The 23316-nt window shown below is 42.9% G+C and carries 17 protein-coding genes; 6 read left to right on the top strand and 11 right to left on the bottom strand.

Going from position 1 to position 23316, the window contains the following annotated elements; all coding sequences use genetic code 11:
- Positions 1-152: 152 nt before the first annotated feature.
- Together AC5JLP_RS29885 and AC5JLP_RS29890 are read right to left on the bottom strand one after the other, a co-directional pair.
- The gene (locus AC5JLP_RS29885; RefSeq protein ID WP_496071499.1) at positions 153-1082 is read right to left on the bottom strand and encodes a hypothetical protein; all 930 of its coding nucleotides are present in this window, start codon (positions 1080-1082) and stop codon (positions 153-155) included.
- A 975-nt stretch (positions 1083-2057) separates the two neighbouring features.
- The gene (locus tag AC5JLP_RS29890; protein ID WP_496071500.1) at positions 2058-3164 is read right to left on the bottom strand and encodes a glycosyltransferase; all 1107 of its coding nucleotides are present in this window, start codon (positions 3162-3164) and stop codon (positions 2058-2060) included.
- A gap of 753 nt (positions 3165-3917) precedes the next feature.
- On the opposite strand from AC5JLP_RS29890, the gene AC5JLP_RS29895 reads away from it, so the two are divergent.
- From AC5JLP_RS29895 to AC5JLP_RS29920, 6 genes are read left to right on the top strand one after another with little or no spacing between them, the layout of a single operon-like run.
- The gene (locus tag AC5JLP_RS29895) at positions 3918-5054 is read left to right on the top strand and encodes a glycosyltransferase family 4 protein (protein WP_496071501.1); all 1137 of its coding nucleotides are present in this window, start codon (positions 3918-3920) and stop codon (positions 5052-5054) included.
- Between the two features lie 55 nt (positions 5055-5109).
- Positions 5110-6270, top strand: coding sequence for a glycosyltransferase (locus tag AC5JLP_RS29900; RefSeq protein WP_496071502.1), 1161 nt, complete (start codon positions 5110-5112; stop codon positions 6268-6270).
- Positions 6267-7499: a glycosyltransferase gene (locus tag AC5JLP_RS29905; protein ID WP_496071503.1), complete on the top strand. Its 1233-nt coding sequence runs from the start codon at positions 6267-6269 to the stop codon at positions 7497-7499. Before AC5JLP_RS29900 ends, AC5JLP_RS29905 begins: the two co-directional genes overlap by 4 nt.
- A 5-nt stretch (positions 7500-7504) precedes the next feature.
- A complete protein-coding gene (locus tag AC5JLP_RS29910; RefSeq protein ID WP_496071504.1) occupies positions 7505-8665 on the top strand; it encodes a glycosyltransferase in 1161 nt (386 codons plus the stop codon).
- 27 nt (positions 8666-8692) lie between these two features.
- Positions 8693-10711 (top strand): glycosyl hydrolase family 28-related protein, encoded by a 2019-nt coding sequence (locus AC5JLP_RS29915; protein ID WP_496071505.1) that lies wholly within the window; start codon positions 8693-8695, stop codon positions 10709-10711.
- A 24-nt stretch (positions 10712-10735) separates the two neighbouring features.
- Positions 10736-12085: a hypothetical protein gene (locus AC5JLP_RS29920; protein WP_496071506.1), complete on the top strand. Its 1350-nt coding sequence runs from the start codon at positions 10736-10738 to the stop codon at positions 12083-12085.
- 66 nt (positions 12086-12151) lie between these two features.
- Here the strand turns inward: AC5JLP_RS29920 and AC5JLP_RS29925 are convergent, their stop codons facing one another.
- From AC5JLP_RS29925 to AC5JLP_RS29965, 9 genes are all read right to left on the bottom strand, one after another.
- The gene (locus AC5JLP_RS29925) at positions 12152-12352 is read right to left on the bottom strand and encodes a hypothetical protein (protein ID WP_496071507.1); all 201 of its coding nucleotides are present in this window, start codon (positions 12350-12352) and stop codon (positions 12152-12154) included.
- Between the two features lie 94 nt (positions 12353-12446).
- Positions 12447-13592, bottom strand: coding sequence for an acyltransferase family protein (locus AC5JLP_RS29930; RefSeq protein ID WP_496071508.1), 1146 nt, complete (start codon positions 13590-13592; stop codon positions 12447-12449).
- A gap of 45 nt (positions 13593-13637) precedes the next feature.
- On the bottom strand, positions 13638-16799 hold the full coding sequence (locus AC5JLP_RS29935; protein WP_496071515.1) for a DUF6080 domain-containing protein: 3162 nt from the start codon (positions 16797-16799) through the stop codon (positions 13638-13640).
- A 147-nt stretch (positions 16800-16946) separates the two neighbouring features.
- The gene (locus AC5JLP_RS29940) at positions 16947-17549 is read right to left on the bottom strand and encodes an acyltransferase (protein ID WP_496071509.1); all 603 of its coding nucleotides are present in this window, start codon (positions 17547-17549) and stop codon (positions 16947-16949) included.
- 535 nt (positions 17550-18084) lie between these two features.
- Complete coding sequence (locus tag AC5JLP_RS29945) at positions 18085-19083, bottom strand: glycosyltransferase family 2 protein (RefSeq protein ID WP_496071510.1); 999 nt, start codon at positions 19081-19083, stop codon at positions 18085-18087.
- Positions 19084-19319: 236 nt separating this feature from the next.
- Entirely contained in the window at positions 19320-20963 is a 1644-nt protein-coding gene (locus AC5JLP_RS29950; protein WP_496071511.1) for a glycosyltransferase family protein, read from the bottom strand.
- A 234-nt stretch (positions 20964-21197) separates the two neighbouring features.
- On the bottom strand, positions 21198-21536 hold the full coding sequence (locus AC5JLP_RS29955; RefSeq protein ID WP_496071512.1) for an SMR family transporter: 339 nt from the start codon (positions 21534-21536) through the stop codon (positions 21198-21200).
- A gap of 8 nt (positions 21537-21544) precedes the next feature.
- Positions 21545-22171, bottom strand: coding sequence for a YqeG family HAD IIIA-type phosphatase (locus tag AC5JLP_RS29960; RefSeq protein ID WP_496071513.1), 627 nt, complete (start codon positions 22169-22171; stop codon positions 21545-21547).
- Between the two features lie 50 nt (positions 22172-22221).
- On the bottom strand, positions 22222-23184 hold the full coding sequence (locus AC5JLP_RS29965) for a decaprenyl-phosphate phosphoribosyltransferase (RefSeq protein ID WP_496071514.1): 963 nt from the start codon (positions 23182-23184) through the stop codon (positions 22222-22224).
- Between the last annotated feature and the right edge of the window lie 132 nt (positions 23185-23316).

A 23316-nucleotide genomic window follows, 5' to 3' on the forward strand; every position in this document is an offset into this window, starting at 1 on the left:
TCTCTGGAGCGGTCTATGTAATTGTCTTGGTGGTCTATCTAATCGTCACTCAACAACTATAATGTCACATCGATCAAAGCTTAATGTGACGCAACTATGCTCAAGGCTTTCTGATTCTCTCCGTATTTTCAAACATCCATTTAAAGTAACAGTTACTTCTGGCTGGTCAATTTTTTAGCTAGCCAGTTTAAATCTCGCTTAAACTCATGGATCAATGATATAAACCATTGGCTTCTGCTAAGTGGAAATACGTGTTCATAAGGATGAAAAATTCTTGCGCCATCTTGATTACTCAAGTGAAAGGCAATTGGAATGAGAGAAATTTCTCGCTTCGCTGGATTGAGCGGATTGGGGTTGAGCCTTAGAGAAAGTGCGTTGACTGCTCTTTTGATAGGATTTTTAATCTGAAAAATCGGTTCTACATCTACCCACCAGGCTTGAAAGGGATGATTTTCGCAAAATGAAGTTCCAAAGATTTGAGCGTAGATTGGAATTCTATATTCCAAGAAACCCAATTCTGGTTCTTCAACTTTTGAGTATTGGTCTAGAAAAGTTTTGGGAAAGCCTATAACAATAAACAAGCACCCCAACGGATCGTGCCGATAGCCATAATTCTTTTGGATGTATTCTAAGAATTCGAGATATTTCTGTCTACGCTCTGGAACCATAGGTGAAACCCATTGCCAATCATTCTCGACTTCTGCAATGGGTCTTAGCCCAGATAGAAGAAGTTGATCTTGTTTGAGCATTGAGAAAAGTTGTGCAACTGCTCCAAACACCAACATATCCCATTGAACAATAACAACAGTATCCCATTCTAAATTTTTACCTCGTTTGAGATACCAATGGGTAATCATCAGGTCTCCTTGGATCCACTTCCAATAAGAATTTTTATCCTCTGGAAAAGCATAAAAATCGTCTAGATATTTGCCCAAAGCAGATCTGTATTGATCTAAGGATCTTAAATCCCCCCCGTATAAACCATAGATCGGAGTAGTAGGGTTATGTTGACGTAAAATTTCTAAGCGATTTTTGCAAATTTCTGGCTCTTTATAGAACCAGAACAAAATAGCTAACTTCATGCTGACTTATCCTTAATTCACTACAGTAGTTGGCTAATTAATGAGTAATACATCCACTATAGAATTTTAATCTCAGCCCAAGTAAAAACAAAGCAAAGATTCCTTTCATAGTTTAAAGATCTTAAAATGTAGCAGTTTCAAACTATTTATGAGAGTCAATAGATTTTTGAGTAAGGATTCTTATGAAATTCTTACTCAAAACTCAAATCGGAACGCCAAAATTACCAGTTAATCATCTTCTATCCTTTCGTAACTATCCCTTTGCATACCGCAGTTAGAGCCTTTGCATCTATAGCGATCCTATTTGGATTGTGAGAAAGGATTCCAGTGGAATCCTTTCTCACAAAGCCTCTCCATCTCACAAATGATTTAGGACTGCTATAGCATCACTTTCACTCACCCTAATATAATGCATAATAATATTAGACATGCTTCTCATCCGCTGTCTAGAATTAGAATATTAGGGTTAACTGTTTTCCTATCTTTTGGCACATTACTCGCATAGATCGGCTTTAAATTGACTAGGTGTAATGAGCAGTTAATGACTTGCAACTGAAGTACAAACCTTAATTTTATAAGTTCATGAGCGGCGGATAGGTGAAAGAGAAGCACATCGCCTTTACTTACTAAAAAACTGTGGTATTACTATTTACCTTCATTAGCTCAAGCCATTAATCGCTCTCAAGAAAGTGTCGTAATCAGCAAAGTTGGACAAGTATTGAGTTTTCAATAAAATCTTTTGACGTTAGCCTTAGTCTTAATAGTACGTAAATAACTTGGCTGAAGAAAATAAAGATTAGAACGCTTACTTCTTGTAGACATTGAGAGATGCCTCAATCCTAAGGTGGCTCAAAAAATTTTTGACAATCATAGAAACATTGAGATTCAGAATGCTCCTTAATTGCTTTTTCTCATCTGCATAAAATCTCATGAGTAATATCTTTAACCTTCAATAATCACTAAAAAAGAAAGAGTTCAAGCAATTCCTAGAACACCAAGGTATTTTTGGGTTGAAGTTTCCAACCCAAATTGATCAAGCCAGTTTAAGTCAATTGGCTTTGCATTACCCGATAAGACTTGTAAAATTGCATCTGCTAAATCTTCGCTATTACCTACAGGAGTTAAGTATCCATACTTACCATCAGCCAAGATCTCTGCGGGGCCACTCTCGCAATTGGTAGATACAACGGGCGTCCCTAATGCCATTGCTTCGATTAGAACTGTTGGTAGTCCTTCCCATGCTGACGATAAGGCAAATACTGAAGCACGCGCCATGTACGCATACGGATTCTGCACATATCCCGGCAAATCCACGTCAGCCTCTAAACCTAGCTCTTTTACCAACACTTCGAGTTTTGAGCGGTCGGGTCCCCAACCCAAAATTATTAACTTCGCTTGTTTGGTCTGACGGACTTTGGCAAAAGCACGAATCAAGTTAGGAAAATCCTTTTGTACTTCCAGCTTGCCCACACCTAAAATCACTGGCACACCCTGAGTATTAAACCAGGAATGGTCAACAGGTTCTTGAGCACTTGCTAAGATTTCAGGCGTAATTACGGGATTATAAATGGTTTGAATGCGCCCTGCTGGCAGAGCGGCAGTGTGAGCTAAATCGTTGGCAACCCCGTGTGAGACTGCCAAAATCCCATCGGCCCAAGGATATAAAAACCGAGCAAATAAGGGAGCTAACCGTGCCTTCAGTTTCCCTGCTTTGCGAGTGCTTTGAGAAAGCTGATTATGCTCTGCTACAACTATCCGAGTTGGCACTCTAGCAATGCGCCCAGCTAACAGTGCTAATTCATTTAGATAATGGTCTGCTGCTAACAATGCAAGGGGGCGCTCCTGCCGCAAATACTGTACAAGCCCCAGTAAGCTCATTGATAACCGAGATTGCTTCAAGTCAATAATTCGGGCCTCAGTAGGCATCCGCCATAAATGAGGGCTTTCAGCCCGGTTGAGAACCAAATCAATCTTGATGCCTGACTTTACAAAGCTGTGTGCAAGATGAGCAGTAATTCGCTCAATTCCACCTCCACCAAATGAGCCAATAAAAAACGCAATATGAGGCTTGGTTTCACACATTGCTCAGTTTCCTCTAGACTCTAAGTTAGAAAACATGTCGCTCAAGCCCTGAGTTTAACTCCCCAAGAAGCAGCTTCATCATATATCCTTTTACCGGAGTTTACTCAGACTTTACTAAACCAACAAGAAAAACTCGGCTGTTTAAACCTTTGAGCAGACGTTGTGTACTTAACCTTTGTCCGTACTTGTTATTTAAGTTACCAAGTTGATTTCTCTAAAATGCAAATTGGTCATCACCAGGGGAACTCCAGGCTAATCATCCCGACCAGGAGACATTTAAGGTAGATGTAAAGACCTTGTAAAGCTTGTATGGAGTCATCCTGATGGCTCCATACAAGATAGGTAATCAATTTATTTCGTATTTAAAGCTAATCGCTACTCTGCTTCAAGCCTTTAGCATTCACTTGCTGATTGTAAGGATTTGACAAAGTCTGCTGTCTTTGCCTTGAGTTAAGCTGCTCAGAATACTACTATTTTTGTAGGAAAATAGATTTGTACAGTTATGTGAGAATTTTAGGTTATTGCTCAGGATGAGGTTCATTGTTCAGTCGATCCTTCTTAGTACCTCTTACGCTCTTGTTTCAATGGCTGCTTTAAGCTGTCTTGGCCAGGTATGTGGCTGTTTCTCTGCTTGGGTCATATTTGCTGAAAGGGCAGATGGGTTACTTTCGTAGCAGGTTTTTAAGGGATTAATTTGTGCCGACCGGACGTAACTCCGAGAACGATTCACATCAAATATTTTGAATACTATCCATGAACAACCTTCGAGTTGCTTGGCTGCTACCAGTTGCATGGTTTTACTGGCAGCCATCCTTGAGTGAATTTGCGCGACTATTTCCTAATACAACAGTATTTACAGGTCTCTTTCCTGGATTTGCAAAGGGTCTAGAAGGAACGCTCTACGTAGAAGTAGTCGGTAAGTTTCGAGTCGTTGAGATTCATCGAGATGATAGTAGTTATGGCGATAACTTTACCTACCTCTCGCCACGAATCATCGGGCATTTGCTGAAACTAAGACCGCAAGTGATTTTTTCTAGCTCTTTCGGAGTCTGGACGATTTTCGCACTGTTGTTGAAGCCAATTCTGTGGTCGCGGGTAATCATCGCTTATGAGGGAAGTTCGCCTGGTGTAGACTATCGCAACTCAGCGCTACGGTTGTTTGTACGGCGATTAATGGTGTTGCTTTCCGATGCCTACGTTACCAACAGTCAGGCAGGAAAAGAATATCTGATTGATGTGCTGTATGCTCGTCGAGATCGGGTTTTTCTACAGCCCTATGAGATTCCTGATGAGAAGACGTTACCTGGATCGGGTGAGAGTAGCGGCGATTTGTCTTCCACGCAACGTCCAGTCTTTTTGTTTGTGGGGCACGTCATTCCACGCAAAGGGTTGTCTATACTGTTGCAGGCTTGTGCATCTTTGCAGGCAAGGGGCTACATCAATTACACCTTGTTAGTGGTAGGTGATGGTTCCCAACAAAGTGAACTGGAAGCATTCTGCCAGGAGCATGGTTTGAATGACCGCATTCGATGGATCGGACGAGTAAGTTACGACAAAATTGGCAACTACTTCAAGAGTGCTGATATCTTTGTGTTCCCAACGATGGAGGATACTTGGGGCGTTGTTACTTTGGAGGCAATGTTATTGGGCAAGCCCATTCTTTGTTCTAAGGGAGCTGGCACCTCAGAATTGGTAGCACATGGAGAGAATGGGTATGTGTTTTCACCTAACGATTCAAATGAATTAGCAGATTTAATGCAAAAGTTTCTAGACAATCCAGAATCGATCGAAGTAATGGGTGAACGATCGCAGCAGATTATGGCGCAGTATACTCCGGTAGCGGCAGCACAGTGTCTGGCAGAGGTTACGGAACTAGTTATGGTAGGTTGAGGCGACTGCCTAAGACAGAGTAGCAGGTTTCACAGCAGCAACTATAAGACGACCAATGAAAGTACTTAAGGTTTCCATATTGACCCATGATATTAGTGGGGGCACGTTTACAAATCTCTGCACTGCTCTTGTTCGTGGATTTCAAGAGCTTGGGGTTGATGCTAATCTGGTTGTGCTCAACGCTACTCCTGAAGAACTCGCTCGTTATCCTGATGTCCCAATCGTAGCCCTAAATGTGAAACGTACGGCCTTTTCCCTTAGAGCGACTGCGCGTTATTTACGCGACTATCAACCGGATGTCGTTTTGCCAATGCCCTGGTATTTCAATATTGTGGCAGTCTGGGCGCGTTATCTTTCTGGCAATCACACGAGAGTTGTTTTGGGAGAGCACAACATTATCAGCTTAGAAGCCAGTATTGAACATCGTGACAAGCCTCACCTCCGGTTTTTGCCTGTATTGATGCGTTGTGTCTACCCACATGGAGATGGTTTGATTGGCGTTTCTAACGATACAATCACTGATTTGGTAAAGACGCTCAGAATTACTGCTAATATTCCCATGCGAGTCGTGCTGAATCCAATTAACCCTGAGCGGGTGCAGCAATTGGCTCAAGCTAAGATCAAGCACCCCTGGTTTCAAAAACGAGATATTCCAGTTATTGTTACAGCGGCGCGATTGGCAAAACAAAAGCAACTAGAGGGGTTGCTTTATGCTTTTTCTCAAGTGATTAAGGTGACGCCTGCACGACTGCTGATTTTAGGAGACGGACCGTTGCGAACAGAACTGGAACGTCTAAGTCAAGATTTAGGAGTGGCTGGCTCAGTATGGATGCCAGGGTATGATCCCAATCCTTACCGCTACATGGCAAATGCAGATGTGTTTGTTTTGGCGTCCGCTTGGGAAGGCTGCCCGATCGCCTTACAAGAAGCAATGGCATGTGGAACTGCCGTAGTCGTGACAGATGCCCCTGGAGGAATGAAAGATATTGTTGAATACGGAAAAGCAGGCTTAATGGTGCAAAACGGGAAATCAGAGGCTCTTGCAGAAGGTATTTTAAAGATTTTGATGCAACCTGAGTTGAAACAGCATTACCAGGAACAGGCAAAGCAGCGATCGCAAGCGTTTGATTACTTGAGTACCAGTCGGCAATACCTCGAATTCTGCCACATGGTAGTTTCATCCTCCAAGCCAACGAAAGGGGCGTTAACGCCATGAAGGTTTTGCTGTCGGCGTATGCCTGCGAACCAGGTCGAGGCACGGAGTTAGGAGTGGGCTGGAATACAGTACGGGAAGTTGCCCGGTATTGTGAGGTCTGGGTGCTTACCCGTCCTGATGATGGGCGTGAGGCGATCGAAGCAGAGTTAGCGCACAATCCAATTCCTAACCTCCACTTTGTTTACTTCACTTTGCCGATCTGGGGTGATGGCTGGACATGGGGACAGGGTGCGTTTCAAATTCACTACTATTTATGGCAGATTCAGGCGTATTTTGTAGCGCGAAAGTTGCATCATGAAATTGGCTTCGACTTGGCGCATCACGTCACATTCGTAAAGCACTCTACGCCCAGTTTTCTCTCCCTCCTACCAATTCCCTTTATTCTGGGGCCAGTTGGCGGTGGAGAAACTGCACCTAAAGCATTTTTCCAAGATTTCAGTCGGCGTGGCAAACTCTACGAAGCGCTACGTAGCCTGAGCCGTTGGATTGGGGAGCACGATCCGTTTTCTCGAATCACTGTGCAGCGTAGTGTGCTCGCTTGGGCAACAACGAATGATACTGCAAAAGGAATGGTAGCAATGGGTTGCAAAAATGTCCAAATCCTGTCACAGGTTGGGCTTTTGCCTGAAGAAGTGGAGCAATTGGCGCAATATCCATTGTTAGATCAGGGGCCTATACGATTCATCAGCATTGGACGGTTTTTACACTGGAAGGGGTTTCACTTAGGATTGCGGGCATTCGCCCAAGCGGCGTTACCACCAGAGGCAGAGTATTGGATTGTAGGGAAAGGAGTAGAGCAGGAAGCGCTTCAGTCTCTAGCGATCAATCTTGGTATTGCTTCTCAAGTCAAGTTCTTGAATGAAATGCCGCGTGGTGATTTGTTGCAAAAGCTAGGTACTTGTATGGCACTGGTACATCCAAGTTTGCATGAATCGGGTGGTTTTGTTTGTCTCGAAGCAATGGCAGCAGGTCGTCCAGTGATTTGTTTGGATTTGGGGGGACCAGCGGTCCAAGTGACGGCAGAAACGGGCTTTAAAGTTTCGGCAAACAATCCTGACCAGGCTATACAAGGGATAGCTATAGCCATGAATCGCTTGGTGCAGGACCCAGAGCTACGTTCTCGTTTAGGGCGTGCAGGACGAGAACGGGTCAATGCGTTCTTTAACTGGGAAGCAAAGGGCAAGTTTCTGATAGATGTTTACAAAACGATTCTGGCACAACAAGGGTAAAATTCATGCGGATTCTGACTGTTCATAACTACTATCAACAACCAGGTGGTGAAGAGCAAATTTTTGCCACGGAAGCTGCTTTGTTGGAATCTTATGGACACGAGGTTTTACGCTACACACTTCATAATGACAACATTATGGGGGCAAACTCACTGCGACTAGCAAAGAATACACTGTGGAACGGTACAGTTTATCGAGAGCTGCGAGCGCTTTTACGCCAGGAAAAGCCGCAGATTGTCCACTTCCACAACACGTTTCCCCTAATATCTCCCGCTGCTTATCATGCAGTGCAGGATGAAGGTATTGCTGTGGTGCAAACTCTGCATAACTACCGCTTGCTCTGCCCAAATGCACTTTTCTTTCGCGATGGGCGTATTTGTGAAGACTGTTTGGGCAAATCTTTGCCACTACCAGGGGTTCTTCATGGTTGCTATAGAGACAGTCAGGGTGCCACTGCAACTGTAGCAACGATGATAGGTCTGCATTCATTTCTAGGTACATGGCAAAACAAGGTCGATGTCTTCATTGCCTACAGCCAGTTTGCGTTGCAGAAGTTTATTCAAGGCGGTTTACCAGCGAAGAAACTCGCATTTAAGACAAACTTTCTCCATCCCGCACCTGAGCCTGGAGAGGGCAAGGGTGGCTATGCATTGTTTGTGGGGCGGCTCTCGATCGAGAAAGGGCTTGGAGTCATGCTAGATGCCTGGAAACAACTGGATGGTAAGCTTCCACTCAAAATTTTAGGCGATGGACCGCTGGCAGGACAGGTAATTGAAGCTACACAGCAAATGCCACAAATTGAGTGGTTGGGGCGCAAATCGCTGGAGCAAGTGTATGAAATTGTTGGCAATGCCGCTTTCCTGGTGTTTCCCTCAGAGTGGTACGAGACGTTTGGACGAGTAGCGATCGAAGCCTTTGCCAGAGGCACGCCTGTCGTTGCTTCAAAAGTTGGGGCGATTACGGAGCTCATTGAGCACGAGCGCACAGGCTTACACTTTCAGCCGAGTGATTCAGCCGATCTAGCCGCAAAAGTTAATTGGCTTTTGACTCATCCTCAAGAGCTTAGCAAGATGCGCCAGGAAGCCCGCAATGAATTTGAAGCGCGCTATACAGCGGCTGATAACTATAAGCGCCTGATGGAAATTTATCAGACCGTCATTAAGTAAGTTGCCAACTCAATATCTCGACCAGTCATGAGTCGTAGAAACGTAGCAAGCCATCTATTGGCACTGTCTCAGCCCAAAGCCGCCGTTAGAAAACTTTCTTTGGTGCTAATTCTGCCCATCCCATTAGTTTTCTTAACATGCTGTCGCTCTCAATCGCTCAGGGAAGTCTGGCGGCATAACAGCACATTAGCCAGCGCGTCTCCATTGAATATCAAACCTGAAAAGCTTGAGAACATCGTCTTTCCTGCGGATGCAGGCGTTCTGAATGTAAAAACACAGTATGGCGCAAAGGGGGATGGTGTCACAGATGATACGGCAGCCATTCAGGCCGCACTCAATGCTTTTCCAAATGGTCAGCGCATCATTTACTTACCAAATGGCACCTACCTGGTTTCTAACACTCTGTCATGGCCCGCTGGTACTCCAGGTACAGGCAACGATTACAAAAACACCACTTTACAGGGGCAGAGCCAGAGAGGTGCGGTGCTCAAGCTTAAAAATGGGGCGACAGGTTTTACGGATGCTAACGTACCCCAAGCGGTTATTTTTACTGGGCCAGCTCCTGCTCAACGGTTTGGCAACTCCATTCGGAATTTAACGGTTGATACAGGCGTTGGCAATGGAGGGGCGATCGGCATTCAGTTCAATGCTAGTAATCAGGGTTCAATGCGTCAGGTTACGATTCAGTCTGGAGATGGACAAGGTATCAACGGGCTAGATATGAGCTTTACAGATGAAATCGGCCCACTTTTGGTTAAAGGAGTCACAGTTAAGGGGTTTCAGTACGGCATCCGGACAGGCTTTAACGTAAACAGCCAGACGCTAGAAGATGTTACACTCCAGAATCAAACTGTGTATGGGCTATACAATACGGGTCAAATCGTTACTATTCGCAATTTGACCAGCACTAATACGGTCACTGGTATTTATAATGCCAGTGGACGAGTGACGATCCTTGACTCGTCGTTTATAGGAACGGGTGAGGCAGCCAGTCAGCCAGCGATCACAAGTAATTTCCCGCTTGGCTTGATCGCTCGGAACGTCACAACGTCGGGCTATCAAGTGGCGATTCAAAATGCCACTGCTACGTTGGCAGGTCCAACCATTGCAGAGTTTTTGCCCAGTGAGGTAAGCAACCTGTTTCCCTCACCCACTCAAACACTGAACCTACAGATCAAGGAAACACCTGATGTCTTGTGGGATAACCCATTGAAAACTCCATGGGCCAATGTCCTATCGTATGGTGCGGTTCCCAATGATGGGAAGGACGATACAGCCGCGATTCAAGCCGCGATTGACTCTGGCAAAACGACTGTTTACTTACCAGTGGGCAGTTATGACTTGCAGGGAACTATTTTAGTTCGCAATAATGTCCGTCGGCTTATCGGCACAGAGGCGTCTGTCCAAGTTCCCAATACGGTCAATCCAGGCTTTAAAGTGATCAATGGCACAAGTCCGGTAGTTGTCATTGAGCGCATTCAGTCTGGCTTTAACTCTACGCCTACGATCGAGAACGCTTCTTCCCGCACTCTAGTGATTCGCGATGCCACAAATGTTTCTGGTAATATGACTGGCTCAGGCGATGTATTTATTGAGAACGTAGTCTCAAACCCATTTCAAAGCTGGACATTCAACGCTCAAAACATTTGGGCACGTCAATTCAATGTCGAGAACGAAGGCACTCACATTACAAATAATGGCGGAACCTTGTGGATTTTAGGTCTCAAAACTGAGCGAGGCGGCACGTTAGTTGACACAAAGGGTGGCGGCAAAACAGAATTGTTGGGCGGTTTAGCTTACACCACAACAGGTGGACCGGGTGGTACCCAAAGTGCCCCAATGTTTATCAACAATGAGTCTTCTATCTCTATCACCTTAGGTGAAGTGAATTTTGGTGCGCCCAATTATTCTACTTACGTTAGAGAGATCCGCAGTGGAGTCACCCGCGATCTCGCCAACAGCCGCTTACAAAACTATATTGGTACTGGTAAGCAGTTCATCCTTTATACCGGGTCTCAAAGAAATTGGAGTGAGCTGCGTTACTAAGCAATACTGACAATAGGCAGGCAAATGACAACACAACTAGAGGCTGTATCCAAACCAAGGGGATATGTTACCAATTCAAACTTGACTCTGTTCGGTATTGGAACGGCTCTCTTTCCCAGAATTCTTACCGCGCTTAAGATACCCTCCCCAATCAACTTTTTGCACTTTGTAATGATCCCACTGGCCTGTGGCTCAGTATTATTTAACTCGCGCAGTAAAGATCAGAAGCAGGTTGCTATTTCAAAAAGCATCTTACTCAGTTTGTTTCTTTTTCTAATTGTTGTTGTCGCCAGCGCTCTGCTCAATGACGCTGGACTCATTAATATTGTTTTGGACTATTTACTGCTGACAGAGCCTTTTATTCTAATCTTAACAATTGTCAGCATACCTATGACTACGGAGAAATATCAAAATTTTCGTAAGTGGATCTTGCAAGCCGCTCTCATTAATGCACTGTTTGCCTACGTCCAAAAATATATTTTTCGGATGGATAAGCTGATCGGCCTAGAAGACAATGTAAAAGGGATCTTTATTGGGCAGGGTGCTGGTCATGTGCTGGGAGGCTCAGTTGCAATGACCTTTGCAGTCTATTACTTTGTTACGGCTAAAACTAAGCCTCTTTGGTTTCGGACTGCGATCGTCCTAGTCTGTTTCAACCACATTCTTATTTCAGATACAAAGCAGGTACTTCTATCATTTGTTATCGGTTACATTCTGCTTTACCTTATTAATATTAAAGATTTTGTAAAAACCCTGATGTATTTAATTCTGGGTGTTGTCTTGATTAGCATCTTCCTTTGGGCTTGCTATAACATTGAAGCTTTACAGCCCTATACCGTCTGGATTCGACCAGAAATTTATGGCCCAAATGGAGAAGCAACATTGTTGAAATTTGCAACTTTTCGGCTTGTTCCCCATCACTTTCACTCCCCTCTCAACTGGCTTCTAGGGCTGGGGCCTGGCCATACTGTCGGGCGGCTAGGTGGCTGGATGTTAGAGTCTTACTGGAATTTATTAGCACCATTGGGTGCAACGATGCATCCTGTTAGCAAGGAGATATGGAGAGCTGTAGCGGCTAGTTGGCTCGGTGATCAATCAAGTCTTTTCTCACCTTTGTTTGGTTGGGCAGGTATCTGGGGAGATCTGGGAATTTTAGGCTTGGTGGCGTACTTTTATATGGCGTTCTTAGTTTGGTGCCATGTCTGCGTAACCGAGCTTTCTAAATATCTTATGCTGACCGTCTTCGCTTTTGGGCTAGTGTTTTCTCAACTTGAAGAGCCAGGCTATACTCTCTTTGTCGCTAGTATGATTGGGTTAGGATGGCAAGACCAAAAGATTAATCTCAAGAGTGAACTTACTGAGGGCGGTAGATAACTGCTATCCGTCTTTTATAGTAAGCAACAGGAAATAGAGTAAATTTTGCTACCAGTCCGTACTAAATTAAGGCAAATCAAAGAAGTTTAGAACTCCCAGAACGATTGCAGTCACAAAAATTTGCACAATTACTTGAATTGGTGATTGTGCATTGCCACCACCTTCACCCCCACCAGCTTGAGCTTGAGCCACCATCGCATGAGTGGTGAAAAACAGTAGCAAGGTGCAGAGAGCAAGTCTAAAAAACTTGAACGTTACAGTTTTCATAATTCTAAAGTGTGATAAACAGTAACTGAGTTACTAGAGCAGCGGGTTAATTAGAAGTAGGTAGGCTCTTGATAAAACTAGGCTCTAGTAAATCTCAAACAAATCTTCTAAGTCCAGAAGTTCTCTTAAAGGCAAGCGTCAGAGCAACTGAACCTACTAAAGCTACAAAGAACTCAACTACGATATCTAAACCTGGTAAAGTTTTAGCTAATCCACTTGAAGAGTAAAAACTACTTGAAAATAGAGCGTGAGTAAAGAAAAGATGAAAAGCATAAATTCCCAATGAATAGTTTGATAGAAACCGAATAGTTTTTGAGGGTTTATGGGTTGAAAGTATCGCAAGATATAAAAGCAGCCATGAACCAAAAACAAGAGAAACCCTGGCATGATGAAATATGTCTTTGAATAAGCTCCAGTCAATCAAAGTAAATGCCAGAAACAAGATAAGCATTCCATAGAGCTTTAGCTTTTGCAAAAAATTTCTCTTTATTTGTTCTCGTCTAAATTCATGTACGGTGATTGTAGCTGTAAAAATATAGGGGATAAAACTTAGAGGGTTATAATCCCATTGAGCAACATTTAGGATAGTGTTTGCAAGCCTGATTTGGTTTTCACCAAAATTGCTGCCGACAACAAGATTCATCATTGAGATAAAAAGCATGAAGCCAGAAGAAGCAATAAGCAACCCATAGTTAAGTTTCAATCTTACTGATGAATCTTCTACACTTCTGAACAAATTAACTAGTACCGCCGCCAGAGTGGTTACGAAGAGTAGTGAAAAGAAGAAATAAAAAGGAGAGCTACCTCCACTCACAAAAAATTCGATTTTTCCTCTAATGGACAAACTTTTAAGTTCACTAGATGTCGTTAAATTTAGCAAAATGTCAAATAGAATCTTTGAGGTGACCCAAAAAAAGTAGAGAAAAATTAATTTGGGAAGGCGATTTTTCAAAAAGTAACACCACCCTGTTTCCTCACTTTTAAGTATAAAAATAAAGAGTGATACTTGAAAAAAGCAGGGTACAGCTAGGCCGACAAAATTCGCATACAGAATATCTGATATAAAATTCATCCCCCACAGCTTTGGTAATAAGACAAGCCTAGTATGAGAAGCCAAAATCACTAGTGTAAAAACAGCACGTAAAAAATCAAAGCCTTCAATTTTTTCTCGGTGCTCGTTATGAACGAGATCGCTATCCGTCTTCGATTTCAAGGCTTTACTACGGTTAGAAAGATGCATAATATTACCTCCCTGAAACAGGTTATGGTAAAGGGGAAACGGGCTTTATATTGGCTCTATATCCATTACTACTTTCACAGGTGTATTCGCTGGAAACACACTTCCAAGATGAACATTCATGTGCTTGCCTCGAATCTGCACAATCATTTGCTTAGTATCCCAAGTCCAACTAACAACATTGTCTCCCACGTATAGACCTTTGATGTCCATTGGTTGATTAATCCACTCTTGAGGGATTCCTGCTCCAACGACTAGTGGAGAAGAATTTACAATTGGGTCGACATAAGCCAGCATATCTAGCTGCAGCAAAAGCATCTCTGCCGCTGTCCAGTAGTGTGGCGTAACATGGGCAGGGGTCATCCAACCCCGAAAGCGGTGCCATTGAGATAAACTAGCTGGAATGCGAGTTCCGTTGGAATCATCATTCTTACCCCACCAAGTATATAGGCCAGACGATGCCTGGTTCCGCCAGAACCAACGTAAAGTTGTCCACACTCGTTCAGTCTGGTTGAGATATAGCCATTGATGGGTTTCAGCTAGATTGAAATTGGTATTTTCTGGCAACTGACGCAGGTTTCCCTTGTCATCATATAATGCCTTCCAACGAGCTTCCAAACCTTGCATAAAAGCATTCTGATTAGCCGTTGCAATCCTACTAGGCCAGAGACCATTAGTGTAAGTGGCATCCATTCCAGCAAACAGGCGATCGAAGTTTTTCTGCCATGCAGTTTGTAGCTGAACTGCCTGTGATCGCCAACGAACTGCCATACCAGTTTGCTTGACGCGATCAGCAAAATTGGCCGCATCTAATAGTGCCCGATAACTCATAAGGTTTGCCGATGGATCAAGCCCAATTAGTCCAGGCGAGCCTTCCATCTTACCAGCGACGAGATCGAGGCTGAGCGCGTCCGGGTTTTCAGAAAATAGAATTTTCGACTTATCTGTGATCGAGTAGCCGGGCCGATTGTTGGTTGCCATGTTAATAATTAACTCAGCCTTGCGACTTACATCGAGCCATAGCAACTGGTCATACTCCGGTTGATTAATCTGCTCTGCGATCGCGCTTAACACCCAGATACCTAGAGCAGGAATATCAGCTTCTGGCTGCGTACCGTTCGTAAAATCTGTCGCAGCAAAGTAAGGTACGAGTTTTTTAACTAGATCCAGGTGCCCGGTACGAGCTAGCGCTACCACTTCATAAGCACCATCCCGGAAGCGCGGCAGCGGATAGTCGATTGGGTCGCCAGGACGAGTTTGATTGCCGACCAAGCCCATCTTTAGGTGAGCGATTTGGGCTTTGAAACTATCAATAAATTGGGGATCCGGCAGATTGAGAACTGGACTGGCGTCCGTGTCAGCAAGGCTCAAGCTTCGTTTAGAAACTGGGGCTAAATCTTCAATCACAAGGCTTGCAGTATTACTAGTACCCAGTTCCAGTCGGGCATAGCCCCATCCTTTTTTATCCTGCCACTGAGTCGTAGATACTTTTTGATGCATCCAATCAGGAGAGCGCTCACTGCCTAAGTAAACCTTGACTTGAGTCGGTAATTTCTTGACTGCCCAGCGATCGTTAATCAGCAGTTGTTGCCCATCCCAATGCAAAGACTGAATATCGCCGCCGGCCGGACCAACACTACGAATTACGACCGCAGACTGAGCGTTAGAAGCTGTAGGTGTCAGGCTGAGTTGCCAAACTCCTGGCTTCAATGATGACCAAGAAGCTTGATAAAAGCCCGTCTTCGTCAAAATCTTCGGTATCGTTTGTCCTGGAGTATAAGTGAACTGCTGCTGGATCTGGTTAAGTGGAATAGCATCACTCGTAGTTTGGGGATTTCCTTCTTTGTCGATCACCCAGATTGCTACGCCAAAGCTACCAGCTTTTGGGCTAAAACTTCCCCCCGGTTCGTGGTACGCCTTGTCCTCTGCCTGACTCCCTGTTGTAGCTAAAACGACATGACCAGAGCTACGTGGCCAAAAGTCTGTGGAACGAATGCTCATTTGAGCTTGCACCTGTTGTCTTGGCGTACCGTAATCTAGCAATGCTGTTGTGAACTGGTTAAATTGCACACGGTTATTAATTCCTGCACTGATAACTAATAAACACGTTAAAGATAATGCCACCAAGCGCAACCGAGTTAAAGAAGCAAACGCCGCTACTGCAAGGAGCAGTGGGGTAAAGTGTAGCGAGTAGAGAAAGGTTTCACCTGTTCCGTACACACTATGAATAAGAAGTTGCCCAACAATAGAGAATCCCAGAACAATGCGTAATTTAGGATGGTGCTTTGTAGAGAAATAGCCCCACAGCCCTAAGACCAGCAGTCCCGTCCATGTAACTACTGCAAGAGTTCCCCAAAAGCCACCGGAACCTGGAGCAAGGGTGTTAACATTCGGTTTCGGCCATCCAGGTCGTAAGAGAGAATCACTCAATTGGACAGCAGGCATGACGATTGTCTGATAGACAAAAGAGCTGATTGCTGACAGAACGCTTTCAGCGCTCGGGCCAGAGATGAATTTCTTTTCACCAATGAAGGTCTTAGGCTGAAAGGGGAAACCAGAACTGGGAAAAATAACTCGCTGTACTATCCAAAGCCCGTTTACCACACAAAGCGTCAGGACTGTAATTTGAAGCGCCTTTTTCCAACGGAAGTTTACGATCGTCGCTAGCAGACCTACCATCCAGTTGGTAATGGTAATACTGACAGTCAAAGTACTGATCGCAACATACCAGGCTGGAGAAAACTTCCGATACTGAGACAGCGCGACAAAAGCAAGTGCTAACAGAATGGTAAGAGATGCGAATGGAAACGAATCTGGTACCACAAACCAAAACATACTAGCAGCACTAACCCCACCTAACAGACTGTAGAGCGTAGCATCCAATCGTTGACAACTAATTAAGCGGAATAGACTGTAGAGAGAGGCTATCCAGAATGACGCTGTCAGCGCCAGCACTAGTCGAACGGCTGTAACCGATTCTAGATGAAGTAACTTACTGGTTCCAAAGACAAGTGGAAAGACAAGAATGGGCAACAGAGGGTGCTTATTATTGCGGCCAAAATCACTTTTTAAACTTGTAATATTGCCAAAGACGGTAGGAAGATCACCACCAAACCAGGTATCTTGAGCATAGAAATCGGTGAGTAACGAATTTGTAATTTGTTGGGATGCTAGAAAAGAAGTGATTGCTGCTGCGATCGCCATTATCACAGCAACCAAAACATCAACATGATGCTGGCGTATCCACTTTGAAAGCGATGTGCCAACTGAACTCAGGCCAATTGCTTTTAAGTTGTACATTTTACTTGGCTGGCAAACAGTGACTTCAAATTCAAACAAATATTGATCGGTTTATACTTATTCTCGGCTCCCAATTTTCCTTGCAGGAATTCCTGCGACAATGGCGTAAGGTTCTACAGTTTTAGTGACCACAGCTCCTGCTCCAATCACGGCTCCCTTACCAACTGTGCAACCGTCTAAAATAGTTACCCCGGCCCCAATCCAGACGTTATCCTCGATTGTAATGCCCTTCATACTGGCAACCTGCTGTCGAAAAGGAGTGTCTCGATCTTTAAAGCCATAATTTGCTGGAATAAGCGTTACTTGAGGCCCAATTAAAACTCCATTCCCAATTATCAAATCCCCATGTCCATAAAGAACCGAAAAAGAATTGACAAAACACGAATCGCCAATCTTAATGATGCCACCATAGGTGCGGAGAATCGCAAATGAGCTAATCAGGGTGTTATCACCAATGAAAATTTTTGACTGATCAGTCTTAGAAATATCAGCTTCCAACGTTGCATATTTACATACAGTAGTATAGTTACCCAAAAAAATATTCTTCTTATCTCCGCGTATATCTGCCAATAAGCTTATATTTGAAGCATCACCAACAAAACCCAACCGAGCTTTTTGATAATACGAAACAATCCATGTCAAAATTAATCTAGGTTTCATAATGCTAACTAAACAATGCGCATATATCAAGATCGACTGGAAGAACGACGAATACTATTAGCCTCTAAGTTTCGATTCGTTTTGAGCAAGCTCACCTAATTCCTCTGGATTTCCGCCATGTGCACCACAAATTCTTCTGATATGGCTAACTATTAAGCAGAAGTGTTTGATAGAGCTAGTGTCAATGAGTTGCTTAGTCCATTAACATTTTCGTGATCTTAACTGCTGCTCCAGAGCAGTTGATAAAGCTTGCGCATTCTGAGTCTTACACCATTTTTAGTCAAACTGACGATGGAAATTTCGCTCAAGTCTAAGCGTTTTCGGTGTTAGCTGCTGATAGAAATATTGAGCCACAAAGCATTTCCAGTCAGTCACTTCATCACAACAACGATAGACCTAAAACCGTAGCTTTGCTTCAGTTATCTCTAAACCGAATGTGTCCAGGCAACTTAAAACTTTAAGAAATAATTTTTGTAGATTTGAGTTACCTCTCCAATCTACTCTAAAAGACTACTAGCTTTTAGAACGCTTTCACCTATGTGTTATATAGTAACCCCAGCATGCGAATTGCTACGCGTGCAGCTTTGATCTTATTAGAACCGACGCCTTTTGACTCACCTGCACGTATTTGAAATACTACAGGAATTTCAATTAGCCGCATTCGAAGTTTTAGTAGTTCGATATACATATGGGGAGAGAAATGATTGCCACGAACCCACAGGTGCTTTTTTAGACAATGGTAGGAGCCAACGCGCATTGCTCTATAGGTGCAGCCAACATCAGTAAGGCGCACCCCCCAAAAGCGTACTTGTATCATTTTGGCAACGATTTGATTCGCTGGATTTATCAGCCAGTCCATTTGAGTCTTAGCAGCCCTAAGTTCTTGCGTTGCCCGGGTTCCCAATACTAGATCACAGTTATCTAGATAGGCTAAAAACTTTTTCACATCATCGGCACTAAAAGTCATGTCACCTTCACAGAGTACAATCACGTCATCGTCACCTAAACCGATAGCGCTCTCTTCCAAAGCTCTCATGCAGCAAGAACCATACCCTGGTATCTGTTCGGTTACAACTCGATCAGCCCCGCTTTCGAGAGCAATTTGATAAGTATTATCTTTAGAGTTGTTTTCAACAACGATAACTTTATCTACATAAGGACAACTTTTGAACGCTTGAACTGCATCTCCAATGCAAAGCTCGTCGTTATAAGCAGTTAAGCCAACATGAACCTTGGCATTAGTAAGAGGCCGAAAAGAGAAATCTTGACGTGGGATGAATAATCGATGAATGATGAAGAGCACGATAAAAAAGGCAAAACCAGAACTAAGCGTAACTGCCACCAAAAGACGATGAAGCCTCAATAACCAGAGCGGCTCACTTAATGGAAAGAGGAGCCAAAGGCAAGAAACTACCAACACAAAAAGACAACTAATCATAAAAACAGTCAGGCTATATAAAGCCAACCGACCAATTAAAGTTGCTCTTCGCATAGTTGCTGATGTCGAAGTTTTTGTTTCTATAGAGTTTGCCATAGAAATTGATCTCATAGAATTTAACGTCCTATCCCTATGAAGAAAACGTATTAGTCAAGTAGAGCAACCTTACTCTCTAATACCAAATGAATCGTTTGATAACCGATTCGGCAGCGCTAATACACTACAGTCCGAAGAAAGTGAATTCGAGCGTATCACTAGTAAAAGCTATATTTCTCAATTCTGAAGCAACAGACCTAAAACTTATTTCCAAAAGAAACAGATTTCCTGCCGTATTAATTTTTCGGAACTGCTACAACAAGTTTTCCGTTACCACCAGGGTTTTCTATTGATTTAACAACTTTGTAATTTTCAGGAATCTCAGTCGTTGATCCTGGGGTATTTCCACTGTAAAATTGCTCAAATTTATATCCCTCATATCCGAACAAAATAGCTTGTCCATTCTTTAGGATTGGCTCATATCGAGCCTTCTCTGATTCTCTAAAAGACTCCGCTGTTGAGAGAGCAAAAAAAGGAGCTACTTGGACTCTTTTGTATTCGCTAGATATAAAAGGAATGAACGAATTCTCAGTAAGGTTAACTACAAACTTCAACTGATTCGAATATTCATCAAGGCTGTGTGAAATTTCCTCATAATAATTTGCCCTCTCTTCCTCAAAGAGCTTCCCTTCAAGTATTTCTACATTTTGAGGTTCTCTCAAAGTACCTGATAATATCGAATTCAAATTCCAAGGTTCAAAGTATGATGACTGTGGAACAAATTGAAAATTGGAAGACAAACTAGCAACCAAAAAAGAACAAGGAATAATGAACGCTAAAACTCTAGTCCTACGAGTAGATGCTAGACCAGACAACTGATTGAGAGAATAAATCAAAACTCCTATACCTAAAGCAGCAGATGACTGAACTCTAAATATTTGGTAATCATGCAATGCAGTTAGGTAGCCAAAGCTGGAAATCAAACAGAAAAGGAGTAGAGATGAATCTTCAGAACCGAATTTTCCTTTTTTAAGCCTGGCTAGCACTACCCAAGTAATCACTAGGTTATTGAAAAAGGCAAATGAATATAACTTCATTCTCAGATCACCAAAAATTAGCCCCCTCACTATGTTCTTAATTAAGACAAAAAAGAAGATTGGGTACTTGACGAATGAAGTATCCTGACTTTTAAGCTCTATGGAAAAGAAGCGAACAGAAAAAAGTTGAAAAGTTTGAAAAGACCAACTCTGAAACGAGGAGGTGCTAATTAAATAGAACAAGAAAACAAATAAAGGCAATACCAATCCGGTGGTAAAGAATATAATATCTTTTCTTGCAACAAACTTTTTTCCGCCTATATAGAGAATAAGAAAATAGATAAATACAGGCGGTAAAGCGGCAATAAAACTTGTACTTCGAGCGAGTACGCTACATGCCATTAGTAGCCCAGACAGAAAGAGAATGAACGGTTTCTTCGAATAAGTAAATAACAGCAGTGAAAGTAGCAGAAAAGCGTAATAAGCATAATTAGGCCACGGAGCTATAATATGTCCATGAATCAGAAAAATTAATAATACTGAGAATACAGATAACCATTTATCAAGAAATTTCAGCAACAAAAAATAGATTATTATAAAGCTTGTTGAATAAAGTATTCCATAGATTATTCCTAGAGAAACTATATGATTACCAAAAATCTTAAGCCCAAGGATATTTATAGGTGAAGCCAAAATCCCATAAGGATTCAAGCTTTGCAGATAAGGGCGCAAACCACCAAGAATATCGACTGCCATCGAGTACATTAAACCCCAATGATGACTGTCTTGGTTGAGTTTTGACTCAAAAATACTGAAAACTAATGAAGTGACACTGATACAAAGGATAACTAATACTGGAAGAGCCACTTTAAATCTTGAAACATTAAGCTGTAAATTGTTCATGAGGGTCATCTTAGAAGTCAAAACAAAAACACGTTCACTATCCGAATCTAGTAAAAATCTTCTCTAATTAACTGAAGCGCAAATAGTTGTAGGAACAGCTTGAGCAATTTATCAAAGAATTACTTCAATACTTTCATTGGGAAACAGCAGGATCATAAAAATTTTCATGAAGTCACATCTGCCCAACCTAAAATCTCCCTAATACAACTCAAGATTTTCATCATGTTTAGTCCGTCAGATAATCTTTCCAAAAGCTATTGCTGAAATGCCACTGAGCATTAGTCCCACTCCTAACCATTGTACAGATTCCACCTTTTCTCCTAACAGAAGCGAACCAGTAATTGTAGTAAAAAGAACAGTTAATCCAATCACTACAGGGTAGGCAAGCGATAAATTAAGCTTACCTAAAACTAAAACATATATAACTGTACTTAATCCATAAATAAGTATACCTCCAAACAAATAGAGGTTAAGTAAACTTTGCCCTGATCCAAGCTTAAGAAGAGCTTGCGCCAATGTATTCAATCCTACGGTGACCAAAATGAGTAAGGTTGAGAAAAAGTATGCTGACATAGGAATACTCAGTAATTGCTATGGTAATAATTTGACGATTGAAAATCCCATAACTTCTGATTTAAAGGGTAGGGGATTTGCACATATTTTCCTAGCACTCTCTCCCACCAACGGGGAGGGTGTGGGAGAGATGCCACTTGAATACTCGAACAACAGACCAACCATGCCCCCAAAATATCTGTATGGCGACTATCACCAACTATTACAACTTCCTTCGGTGTCAGTTTCATATACCTCATTGCTTTGCAAAAAGCGTTGGGGAAGGGTTTCTTCGCAGGGCTAGTTGCTGGTATATCTAAATAGCTCGACCAATACTCAACTCTGTAACGTCGCTTGCCGTTTGACAAAAAGAAAAACTTAATTCCCATCTCTTTTGCTTGTCTGATCCAGGCTTCTGAATAGGGCGATAAGTAGCGATCGTCTTCTGAAACAATTGTGTTATCGAGATCAAGAATAACTCCTCGAATTCCAGCTAACTTTAGCTGATGGATGTCGATTGATGCCAGGATATCTACGTTTGTAGGAATACTGCTCGATTTTGGAGATTTATACTTTGATGTTGGCTGTCGCCTTAAAGCGCATTGAAAATTCAGGGTTGTTAACCTCTTGAAGACGATAGTCAAAAGATTTAGCATTGGCTTTTTGGTAAATTGAGTGACCTGTCATTCAATCTAGGCATACACATTCAGGTCAATAGTTCCTGGTTTTTTGCAAGTAGAACACCAAAGGTTGTTGCTATCCAAATCAGCACAGTCAGTAATAGCGGCTTATCACTTAGCAAAACTTCTTCTGGACGCTCTGTCTGGCCACCTTCCTCGGCTCCGGCGTTTCGACGCGCAATCTCTTCTGGATCACTCAACAACTGATAGCGGAAGATTCCATATAGCACAAAAGGTAAGGTCAACATCATCCAGGGAGTGGAGGCTCCGCGAACAATGGGGCCAGAACTCCACAACGCATAAGTAAGAATGGTTCCATTCGTTACTACGCTTTCCATACGACTTAACAATGGGAGAGAATAGCGTTGTAGAACTGCCCTGGATTTTTTCCCTTTAGTTTCTGAAAGCCTGAGTTCCGCTTTGCGTTTCTCAATTCCTAAAAACAGAGCTAACATTGCAGTACAAAGCAAGAACCAAGGAGACAAAGTAATGTCAGTGGCCGCAGCTCCACCACAAGCTCGCAGAATGAAGCCGATTGAAATAGCAACCACATCTAAAATGACTGTGCGTTTCAAGCGGAGATTATAAACAACTTGTAAAAGGGCATAACTGAGAATTGCTAATCCCAAGCCAGGAGCTCGCCACCAACCCAGAACGAGTGCTGTTGTTAGTAGAATCACTGACATCACGATCGCTGTTGGAACAGCTACTAAGCCAGCAGCGATTGGACGCTTACACTTAACAGGATGACGACGGTCTGACTCCACATCAAAGATGTCATTTAATAAGTAAAAGCTGCTAGAGGTAAAACAGAAAAGCGTAAATGCTAGTAGGCTGCCCAGTAAAGTACTCAAACTGAACGCAAACGCAAATAAGGGTGCAGCAAACACAATAAAATTTTTGGTCCACTGCCGAGGACGGAGTGCCTTAAAATGTGCCCAAATCAAATCGAGAGTCTGATTTTCAATTGTGGCCGATTTAGGGTTCATAATCTGCTAAAAGTTCGTGATTTTACAGTTGCGTGGTTCAAGCACTTTGCGTGGTTCGAGTATTAACGTAGACTTCGTCTAACTTGCGTGCTGACGGTACCAGTTGATGGTGCGTTGCAACCCTTCCTCCAA

This window comes from Stenomitos rutilans, from assembly GCF_059505485.1.